Source organism: Azohydromonas lata (genome assembly GCF_034427735.1).
Taxonomy (GTDB): domain Bacteria; phylum Pseudomonadota; class Gammaproteobacteria; order Burkholderiales; family Burkholderiaceae_C; genus Azohydromonas; species Azohydromonas lata.
This window is the reverse complement of record NZ_JAXOJX010000073.1, coordinates 24438-32033: the sequence shown is the minus strand read 5'-3', so window position 1 is coordinate 32033 and position 7596 is coordinate 24438. Positions and strand designations below refer to the sequence as shown.

Here is a 7596-nt window from a genome sequence, read left to right as displayed (position 1 = left end):
ATAAGAGACAGCGCCCTGGCCGTGCTGGTCGTGCGCCCGGTGGCGAGCCCGCCGCCGGTGATCGTGGTGCTGCAGGGCGCGGGCGGCGCCAATGCGAGCAGCCCGGCCTTCGTGGCGAGCTTTGCCGGCGACGGCCGCTCGCTGGTGACGCGTCCGCTGCTGCCCGTGAACGTGGCGCAGGACCGCGCGCTGGAGCTGTGGGCGCTGCCGCCGCAGGGCGCGCCGCGCTCGCTGGGCCTGATCTCGCCGCAGGGCGTGACGGTGCTGCCGCGCGAGCGGCTGCCCGCGGCCGTGCTGGGCCCCGGCACCGCGGCGCTGGCGGTGAGCCTGGAGCCCGCTGGCGGCTCGCCCACCGGCGCGCCCACCGGCCCCGTGCTCTACAGCGGCCGGCTGCAGCTTTGAGCGCGTCCGCCGCGCCCAAGAAAAAGCCGCCCACGCGGGGCGGCTTCGTTCAGGGCGTCCCGGCCATGAAAGCTGGGGCTCCGGGGCGGCGCCTCAGTGGTGCGCCGACACCTTCTCGCCGGCCTTGAGGCGGTAGTGGGTGCCGCAATAGGGGCAGGCACCTTCGCCGGTGGTGGCCACGTCGATGAAGACGCGCGGGTGCGTGCTCCACAGCGGCATCTTTGGGTTGGGGCAGAACACCACGCCCGGGCCTTGCAGCTCGGAGGCGGAGACTTCGACGACGGACTTGGCTTCGGTGGTGCTCACGTTTGCGCTCCCTGGGTTCGAAAATCAGGCTCAGACCTTGGTCAGCCACTCGCCGTACTTGGCGTTGCGGCCGTTGACGATGTCGAAGAAGGCGGCCTGGATCTTTTCGGTGATGGGACCGCGGTAGCCGCGGCCGATCTCGATGCGGTCGAGCTCGCGGATGGGCGTGACTTCAGCGGCGGTGCCGGTGAAGAAGGCCTCGTCGGCGATGTACACCTCGTCGCGGGTGATGCGCTTTTCCACGAGCTTCAGGCCCAGGTCCTGGCAGATCGCGAAGATGGTGTTGCGCGTGATGCCGTTGAGCGCGCCGGCCGACAGGTCGGGCGTGTACACCACGCCGTTCTTGATCACGAAGATGTTCTCGCCCGCGCCTTCGCTGACGAAGCCGGCCGAGTCCAGCAGCAGCGCCTCGTCGTAGCCGTCCTCCGTGGCTTCCATGTTGGCCAGGATGGAGTTGCTGTAGTTGCTCACCGCCTTGGCCTGCGTCATGGTGATGTTGACGTGGTGGCGGGTGTAGCTGCTGGTCTTGACGCGGATGCCGCGCTTCAAGCCCTCTTCGCCCAGGTAGGCGCCCCAGGGCCAGGCCGCGACCATCACGTGGATCTGGTTGCCCTTGGGGCTCACGCCCAGCTTCTCCGAGCCTATCCACACCAGCGGGCGCAGGTAGCAGCTCTCCAGATTGTTGGTGCGCACCACCTCGCACTGGGCCTGCTCGATCTGCTCGACCGAGAAGGGGATCTTCATGCGCAGGATCTTGGCGCTGTTGAACAGCCGCTCGGTGTGCTCGCGCAGCCGGAAGATGGCCGTGCCGTTGACCGTGTTGTAGGCGCGCACGCCCTCGAAGGCGCCGCAGCCGTAGTGCAGCGTGTGGGTCAGGACATGGATCTTGGCGTCACGCCAGTCGACGAGCTCGCCGTCCATCCAGATCTTGCCGTCGCGGTCGTGCATGGACATCGTGGACTCCGGAAATTTGCCTGTTGGGAAAAACTCACGATTCTACGAGGGCGACCGCACCGGTCCGCCCAAACGCGCGGTATCCGGGGCGGCGCGCAGCGGTACTAGGCCACATCGTCCTCGCGTGCGAGGCTCCAGCGGCTGCAGCGCCCGCCCTTCATCTCCACCTCCACGCGGGCGCCGCCGGCGTCGCGCCAGACCCAGCGCTCGCCGCCGCCGTCCAGGCGCTGGCCCAGGCTGCGGGTGAGCGACACGATGTCGAGCATGCGCATGCCCGGCTTGAGCTTGGCGTTGAGCATCACGGCGCTGTCCACGTGGCCCACGGGCGCGCGGTTGGCGTTGCGCATCACGCGCACGGCGCGATTGAACTGCAGCAGCAGCCAGAACGCCACCACCGTCAGCCCCATCAATGCGCCTTGCCAGCCGTGCTGCACGTAGCCCACCGCCAGCGCCGCCAGCGCCAATATCCAACCCAGCCATTGGTTCATCGTCGTTTCCTTTCTCGTTCGTCCGTGGTCAGTCCAGGCCGCGCAGCACCTGGATGGCTTCTTCGATGCGCTCCACCGGGTGGATGCTCAGCCCCTCAATGGGTTTCTTGGGCAGGTTGGCCCGCGGCACCACCGCCACGCTGAAGCCCAGCTTGGCGGCCTCTTTCAAGCGCTCCTGGCCGCGCGGCGCGGGGCGCACCTCGCCGGCCAGGCCCACTTCGCCGAAAGCTATGAAGCCGCGCGGCAGCGGCTTGCCGCGCAGGCTGGAGTGGATGGCCAGCAGCACGGCCAAGTCGGCCGCGGGCTCGCTGATGCGCACGCCGCCCACGGCGTTGACGAACACGTCCTGGTCCATGCACGACACGCCCGCGTGCCGGTGCAGCACCGCCAGCAGCATGGCCAGCCGGTCGCGGTCCAAGCCCACGGACAGCCGCCGCGGGCTCGGCCCGCCCGCATCCACCAGCGCCTGTATTTCCACCAGCAGCGGCCGCGTGCCCTCCAGCGTCACCAGCACGCACGATCCCGGCACGGGCTCACCGTGGGTGCTCAGGAAGATGGCGCTGGGGTTGGCCACGCCCTTGAGGCCCTTCTCCGTCATGGCGAACACGCCGATCTCGTTGACCGCGCCGAAGCGGTTCTTGATGGCGCGCACCAGGCGGAAGCTGGAGTGCGTGTCGCCCTCGAAGTACAGCACCGTGTCCACCATGTGCTCCAGCACGCGCGGGCCGGCCAGGGCGCCTTCCTTGGTGACGTGGCCCACCAGCACGATGCTGGTGCCGCCGCCCTTGGCCGAGCGCGTGAGGTGCGCGGCGCACTCGCGCACCTGCGCCACCGAGCCCGGCGCCGAGGTGAGCTGCTCGGAGTACAGCGTCTGGATGGAGTCGATGACGCAGAAGGCCGGGCGCTCGGCTTCCACGGTGGCGAGGATCTTTTCCAGGTTGATCTCGGCCAGCACGCGCACGCGCGCGCCTTCCAGGCCCAGGCGCCGCGCACGCAGCGCCACTTGGGCGCCGGACTCCTCGCCGGTGACGTAGAGCACCAGCATCTGCTGCGAGAGCGCGTCCACCGCCTGCAGCAGCAGCGTGGACTTGCCTATGCCCGGGTCGCCGCCGATGAGCACCACGCCGCCGGCCACGATGCCGCCGCCCAGCACGCGGTCCAGCTCCTCGATGCCCGTGGGCGTGCGCGCCACGTCGCCGGCCTCGATCTCGCTGAGCGTGGCCACCGGCTGGCTCTTGGCCAGGGCCTGGAAGCGGTTTTTCGATGCGCCCGCGGCGCTGACGTCCGCCGGCCCCTCGACCAGCGTGTTCCAGGCCCCGCAGGCCGGGCAGCGCCCAAGCCACTTGGCGCTGGTGCCCCCGCACTCGGTGCAGGTGTAGATGGTTTTTTCACGTGCCATCCCCCGATTGTCCGGGCGCCGCGCATGCCCGCGCCCGCGCGCGGCCAAGCGGCAAGGCGAACCGGCGCGCGGCAGGCAATCCCGCATTGACGTGGCTGGAGGGCGCGCGGAAAAGGTTCACAACTGCGCGTCCTTCAACGGAGATGCGACATGAGGGCAAGAAAATGGACACGGACCTGCATGGCCGCCGCGGTGGCTGCGGCGGCGCTGCTGGCGGGCTGCGGCGGCAGCGACGGCGGCAATGACGGCCCAAGCTACGCGCGGCTGGTGAGCTTTGGCGACAGCCTGAGCGACGTGGGCACCTACCGCACGGCGGGCATGCGCGCCGTGTTCGATGGCGGTCAGTTCACCGTCAATGACTACAGCGCCACGCGCCCCGCGGCGGGCACCAACTGGACCGAGCAGCTCGCGCGCGAGCTGGCGCTGCCCGCGCCCTGCGCGGCGCGCACGGGCCTCAACCCGCCGCCGGGCAGTCCCTACCTGGCCCTGGCCGAGGCCACGCAGGACCATGCCGGCTGCTTCAACTACGCCCAGGGCGGCGCGCGCGTCACCGACCCCTACGGCCCCGGCAACGCGGCACGGCTGCCTGATGACCAGCGCGGCCTCTTGGGCGCGTCCACCGACCCGCTGACGGTGCAGATCGCCCGCCACCTGGCCCTGGCCGGCGGGCGCTTCGGCAATGGGGAGCTGGTCACGGTGATGGCCGGCGGCAACGACGCGCTGGTGCAGGTCGAGCCGCTGGTGGGCGCGCTGCTCACCGGCGCGGATGCCGACACCATCACTGCCCTGGCGACTCAAGCCATTCAGAACATGGCCCTGGCCGGAGCGCAACTCGCGGCGCTGGTGCAGAGCCAGTTGCTGGCCCGTGGCGCGCAGCGCGTGGCGCTGGTGCTGCTGCCCGACATCGGCGTGACGCCCTCGGTGGTGTCGCTGTCGGTGGAGCAGCGCGCGGTGATCTCGCAGTTCTCGCAGGCCTTCAACGCGCCGCTGCAGCAGGCCTTTGCCAACGAGCCTCGCGTGCTGGTGGTGGACGCCTTCACCGCCAGCCGGCAGCAGGCGCAGAGCCCGGCGCTCTACGGGCTGGTGAACACGACGCAGCCGGCCTGCCTGCTGTCCTCGCAGCGCTTCAATTCGCTGTTCTGCAACAAGGCCACGGTGGTGGCGCCCGACGTGTCGCGCTGGTGGTTTGCCGACACGGTGCACCTCACGCCCTACGGCTACCAGTTGCTCGCGCGCGTGGTGACGGACGCCATGACGCGCGCGGGCTGGCTGGGCGCCTACGGCGCGCGCCCGTGCAACGGCCTGTTCAGCAGCGACTGCACCCTGGCGCCGCTGCCGCAGCCTGCTTCCTGACCCAGCGTCAGCCGCGCCGCCAGTAGCCCGGGGCCATGCGCCAGCCCGGGCCGGCCGGGGCCCAGCGGTGCGGCTCCCAGTAGTAGCCCGGGCGCGGCGCGTGCCAGTAGCCCGGCACCCAGGCGTAGCGGGCGCCGCCCCAGCGCCAGTAGCCGTTGATCCAGATGGAGCCGACCACGGGCGGCGCGCCGTAGCTCTCCACCAGCGGCGCGGGGGGCGGCGCGGTGGCGACGTCGCCGTAGTAGTAGGGCTGGGCCGGCGCCACGACGCAGCCGCCCAGGGCCAGTGCCAGGGCGGCCAGGCCGCCGGCCAACAACGCGCGGCGGCGTGCCGGGGCTTGTGCTTGCATGTCCATCTCCGTCAGGGCAGATGCCGTCCCAACGGCGGTGGCCGGGGCGGGGATGACCAGCTTTACCTGCGCTTCACAATTGGGCGGCGGTGGGCATGGTGCCCGGCGCGCATGGCGGACTATCAGCCGTCCACCCGCCCGCGCATCGCCTTGATGGCCCCATGCCGCGCCTTGGCTTCCACCCGGCGGCGCTGCGAGGCGCGCGTAGGCTTGGTGGGCCGGCGGGTCTTGGGCGCCTCGGCCACGCTGTCCACCAGCGCCTGCAGCCGCGTGAGCGCGTCGGCGCGGTTCATCTCCTGGCTGCGGTGCTCCTGCGCCTTGATCACCACCACGCCCTCGCGCGTGATGCGTGCATCGCCCAGCGCCAGCAGCCGCTCCTTGACGTCCTCCGGCAGCGAGCTGGCGTGGACGTCGTAGCGCAGGTGGATGGCCGTCGACACCTTGTTGACGTTCTGCCCGCCCGCGCCTTGCGCGCGCATCGCCGTGCAGTGCACCTCGTGCGGCTGGACGCGGACGCTGGGCTTCACGGCAGAACGGGCTTCAGTGCTTGGTGGCCTTGGCCGGGGTGGCCAGCGGCTCGGCCGGGGCGGCGGGCTGCTCGCGCATGGTCTGGTAGCGCTGCTCCAGCTCCTGGCGCAGCGCGCGGCGCACCTTGGCCTGCTCGAAACGGCGCTTCTCCTCCGGCGTGAAGGGGCGCAGCGGCGGCACGGGGGCGGGCTTGCGGTCGTCGTCCACCGCCACCATGGTGAAGAAGCAGCTGTTGACGTGGCGCACCACCTGGGTGCGTATGTCCTCGGCAATCACCTTGATGCCCACCTCCATCGAGGACGTGCCCGTGTGGTTGATGCTGGCCAGGAAGGTGACCAGCTCGCCCACATGGATGGGCTGGCGGAACATCACCTGGTCCACCGACAGCGTCACCACGTAGCGCCCGGCGTAGCGGCTGGCGCAGGCGTAGGCCACCTGGTCCAGCAGCTTCAGGATGGCGCCGCCGTGCACGTTGCCCGAGAAATTGGCGGTGTCGGGCGTCATCAGCACCGTCATGGAGAGCTGGTGGGCGGGCAGGTGGTTCATGTACTGCGAAGTCCTGTGTGAAGGGAAAAACGGTGCCCGCGCGGCGTTTCGGCCGGGGTCAGGCGGCGGCCAGCACCGGCACGCGCGGGGCCACGGCGCACATCAATTCATAGCCCAGGGTGCCGGCGGCGCGGGCCACCTCGTCTATCGCAAGCACCGTGCCGCGCGGGCCCTTGCCCCACAGCGTGACCTCGGCGCCGCACTGCGCGGCGGGCACGGGCGTGAGGTCCACGGCCAGCATGTCCATGGAAACGCGCCCAAGCGTGCGCGTGCGCACGCCCTCCACCAGCACCGGCGTGCCCGTGCCGGCGTGGCGCGGGTAGCCGTCGGCATAGCCGCAAGCGACGATGCCTATGCGCATGGGCTGCTCGGCGGTGAAGGTGCTGCCATAGCCCACGGTGTCGCCGCCCTGCAGGTGCTGCACGGCAATCAGTTGCGAGCGCAGCGTCATGGTGGGCTGCAGGTCCCAGTGGGCGATGTCGTGCTCGGGGTAATCCGGCGCGCTGCCGTAGGTCATGATCCCCGGGCGCACCCAGTCGGCGCGCACCTGCGGGTCGTCCCCGGCCAGGCGCAGCGCCGCGGCGCTGTTGCTCAGGGAACGCTCGCCCTGCAGGTCGGCCGTCGCCTCCAGGAAGCATTTCAACTGGTGCTCGATGCCGCGCGGGCCATCGGCATCGGCGAAGTGGGTCATGAAGGAAATCTCGTCCACCTGCGGCAGCGCGTTGAGCCGCACCCAGGCCGACCGGAAGGCTTGAGGCGTGAAGCCCAGGCGGTTCATGCCGCTGTTGAGCTTCAGGAAGACGCGGTGCGGCAGCTGCGTCTTGTGCGCGGCCAGCCAGTCGATCTGCGCCTCGCGGTGCACCACGTGCCACAGGTCCAGGCGCGAGCACAGCTCCAGGTCGCGCGGTTCGAAGCAGCCTTCGAGCAGCAGGATGGGCCCGCGCCAGTCCAGCGCGCGCAGCCGCTTGGCCTCCTCCAGGTCCAGCAGCGCGAAGCCGTCGGCGCCGCGAAAGGCCTGGAAGACGTTCTCTATGCCGTGGCCATAGGCGTTGGCCTTGACCACCGCCCACACCCGCGCGTCCGGCGCGGCGGCGCGTGCGCGCGCCAGGTTGTGCGTGAGGGCGGCGGTGTGGATCAGGGCTTGGATGGGACGCGGCATGGCGGTTGTAGCGGGTACGGCGGGGCAGGGCGCTGCAAAGTGAGGAGCAATTCTGCCTTTGCAGCGCAAGCCGCTTTCACCATGCGGGAGCCGGGAATACCGCGTGCTATAA

At 70.7% G+C, this 7596-nt stretch carries 10 protein-coding genes; 2 read left to right on the top strand and 8 right to left on the bottom strand.

Annotated features, from left to right (window positions below; genetic code table 11):
• Positions 1–402 (top strand): anti-sigma factor (locus SM757_RS28740; RefSeq protein ID WP_322467985.1); only part of this gene is annotated, 402 nt, incomplete at its 5' end.
• Positions 403–495: 93 nt separating this feature from the next.
• Here SM757_RS28740 and SM757_RS28735 read toward each other — a convergent pair.
• The 4 genes from SM757_RS28735 to radA all read right to left on the bottom strand — a co-directional run bounded on the left by SM757_RS28735 (position 496) and on the right by radA (position 3549).
• Positions 496–708 carry a zinc-finger domain-containing protein gene (locus tag SM757_RS28735; protein WP_066337910.1) on the bottom strand — a complete coding sequence of 71 codons (213 nt, stop codon included), beginning with the start codon at positions 706–708 and terminating at the stop codon, positions 496–498.
• Between the two features lie 30 nt (positions 709–738).
• Positions 739–1662, bottom strand: coding sequence for a branched-chain amino acid transaminase (locus SM757_RS28730; protein WP_066337851.1), 924 nt, complete (start codon positions 1660–1662; stop codon positions 739–741).
• 104 nt (positions 1663–1766) lie between these two features.
• Entirely contained in the window at positions 1767–2150 is a 384-nt protein-coding gene (locus SM757_RS28725; RefSeq protein WP_322467984.1) for a hypothetical protein, read from the bottom strand.
• Between the two features lie 28 nt (positions 2151–2178).
• Positions 2179–3549, bottom strand: a complete 1371-nt coding sequence (gene radA, locus SM757_RS28720; protein ID WP_066337849.1) for a DNA repair protein RadA — start codon at positions 3547–3549, stop codon at positions 2179–2181.
• 150 nt (positions 3550–3699) lie between these two features.
• Here radA and SM757_RS28715 point away from each other — a divergent pair, with 150 nt between their 5' ends.
• Complete coding sequence (locus tag SM757_RS28715; protein ID WP_157119033.1) at positions 3700–4902, top strand: SGNH/GDSL hydrolase family protein; 1203 nt, start codon at positions 3700–3702, stop codon at positions 4900–4902.
• A 7-nt stretch (positions 4903–4909) separates the two neighbouring features.
• Here the strand turns inward: SM757_RS28715 and SM757_RS28710 are convergent, their stop codons facing one another.
• From SM757_RS28710 to alr, 4 genes are all read right to left on the bottom strand, one after another.
• Complete coding sequence (locus SM757_RS28710; protein WP_238455816.1) at positions 4910–5251, bottom strand: hypothetical protein; 342 nt, start codon at positions 5249–5251, stop codon at positions 4910–4912.
• A gap of 122 nt (positions 5252–5373) precedes the next feature.
• Positions 5374–5778, bottom strand: a complete 405-nt coding sequence (arfB, locus tag SM757_RS28705; protein WP_084267606.1) for an alternative ribosome rescue aminoacyl-tRNA hydrolase ArfB — start codon at positions 5776–5778, stop codon at positions 5374–5376.
• A gap of 13 nt (positions 5779–5791) precedes the next feature.
• On the bottom strand, positions 5792–6325 hold the full coding sequence (locus SM757_RS28700) for an acyl-CoA thioesterase (protein WP_066337844.1): 534 nt from the start codon (positions 6323–6325) through the stop codon (positions 5792–5794).
• Positions 6326–6383: 58 nt separating this feature from the next.
• A complete protein-coding gene (gene alr, locus SM757_RS28695; RefSeq protein WP_322467983.1) occupies positions 6384–7484 on the bottom strand; it encodes an alanine racemase in 1101 nt (366 codons plus the stop codon).
• Positions 7485–7596: the final 112 nt, after the last annotated feature.